We start from the raw sequence: 1,864 nt of genomic DNA, 5'->3' as shown, positions 1-1,864 counted from the left end.
TGCGATCCGGTAGCCCGGACAAGGCGCGTTAAGCGCCGCCTCCGGGAGAATCCCCGGGTCGCGGCTGACGCCTTATCCCGGGCTACGGGTTTACAGCCGTCTGCGATACAGTAGCCCGGATAAGCCGTTTACGGCGCAATCCGGGGAAAGGTAACGATTCACATCGCCAGCACGTACTTGAGCATCACCCCGGCGGCAATCGCCGAGCCAATCACCCCCGCCACGTTCGGGCCCATCGCGTGCATCAGCAGGAAGTTCTGCGCGTCCGACTCCAGCCCCACCTTGTTCGACACCCTTGCCGCCATCGGCACCGCCGACACCCCGGCGGAGCCAATCAGCGGGTTGATTTTGTGCCGGCTGCACAGGTTCAGCAGCTTCGCCATCAGCACGCCCGCCGCCGTGCCCACGCAGAACGCTGTCACCCCCAGCACCAGTATCCCCAGCGTCTGCGGCTGCAGGAATTTGTCCGCCACCAGCTTGGCACCCACCGACAGCCCGAGGAATATCGTCACGATATTTATCAGCCCGTTCTGCACCGTGTCGCTCAGGCGCTCCACCACCCCGCTCTCGCGCATCAGGTTGCCGAAGCAGAACATCCCCAGCAGCGGCGCCGCGTCCGGCAGCAGCAGCGCCACCAGCAGCAACAGCACCGCCGGGAAGAGGATTTTTTCCCGCTTACTCACCGTGCGCAGCTGCACCATGCGGATTTTCCGCTCCTTCTCGCTGGTCAGCGCCTTCATAATCGGCGGCTGGATTAACGGCACCAGCGCCATATACGAGTACGCCGCCACCGCGATGGCGCCGAGTAATTCCGGCGCCAGTTTCCCGGAGAGGTAAATCGCCGTCGGGCCGTCCGCGCCGCCGATGATGCCGATGGCCGCCGCCTGCGGCAGGGTGAAGCTGATGATGCCGAAGTAGTTCAGCGTCAGCGCCCCCAGCACCGTGGCGAAGATGCCGAACTGCGCCGCCGCCCCCAGCAGCAGGGTCCGCGGGTTGGCCAGCAGCGGGCCAAAGTCGGTCATCGCCCCGACGCCCATAAAAATCACCAGCGGGGCGATGCCCGAGCCGATGGCGACCTTATAGAAAATCGCCAGCACCCCGGCGGAGTAGCCCATATCCACCGCGAGGTCTTCCATCTGCCCCTGCACCGACGGCAGGGCCAGAGCCAGCGCCTCTTTGATGGCGTGGACGTCCGGCGCACAGTTGAGCTTCGCCGCAATCACCGCCAGCTGCCCGGCGTCGTGGTGGGCCAGCAGGCTTTCCAGCGCGGTCAGCGCCAGCCCGGCCTCCGGAATGTTCGACAGCAGGCCGCCGAAGCCAATCGGCAGCAGCAGCAGCGGCTCGAACTTCCTGGCGATGGCCAGCCACAGCAGCAGCAGGCTCACCAGCAGCATGACGGCCTGGCCGGCGCCGAGGTGCATCAGCCCCATGCCCTGAATCAGGGCGTTCAGACTTTCCATTTCGCGTCCTCTTCCTTACGCCAGGCTCAGCAGGGTGTCGCCCACCGCCACCGCATCCCCGGATTTCACCGCGATACCGCGCACGGTCCCGGCCTGTGCGGCGCGGATTTCGGTTTCCATCTTCATGGCTTCCAGAATCAGCAGCACGTCGCCTTCGGCCACCGTCTGACCTTCCGCGGCAATGACCTTCCAGATAGTGCCCGCCAGCGGCGCGGTCACCGGCGTGCCGGCGCCTGCCGGGGCAGCTGCCTGAGCCGGGGCGGAAGAAGCCGCCGGCGCGGCCGCCGTCAGCTGGCTGATATCGCCGCCGTCGCTGACCTTCACCACAAAGGCTTTGCCCTCCACTTCCACGGTGTAGACGCCGGAGGCCGCCGGTTTAGCGGCTTTTGCCGCCGGTTTGACCT

2 protein-coding genes are annotated in these 1,864 nt (G+C 66.1%); both read right to left on the bottom strand.

Annotated elements, in window-relative coordinates; translation table 11 throughout:
* Nucleotides 1–158: 158 nt before the first annotated feature.
* Nucleotides 159–1,460: an oxaloacetate decarboxylase subunit beta gene (locus tag HMPREF3178_RS07690; protein ID WP_004110504.1), complete on the bottom strand. Its 1,302-nt coding sequence runs from the start codon at nt 1,458–1,460 to the stop codon at nt 159–161.
* A 15-nt stretch (nt 1,461–1,475) separates the two neighbouring features.
* The coding region (locus HMPREF3178_RS31620; protein WP_228705126.1) for a biotin/lipoyl-containing protein at nt 1,476–1,864 on the bottom strand (389 nt) is incomplete at its 5' end.

The sequence above is a fragment of the Klebsiella sp. HMSC09D12 genome (assembly GCF_001808475.1).
Classification (GTDB): Bacteria; Pseudomonadota; Gammaproteobacteria; order Enterobacterales; family Enterobacteriaceae; genus Klebsiella; species Klebsiella oxytoca.
This window is presented reverse-complemented; position numbering and strand designations above follow the sequence as displayed.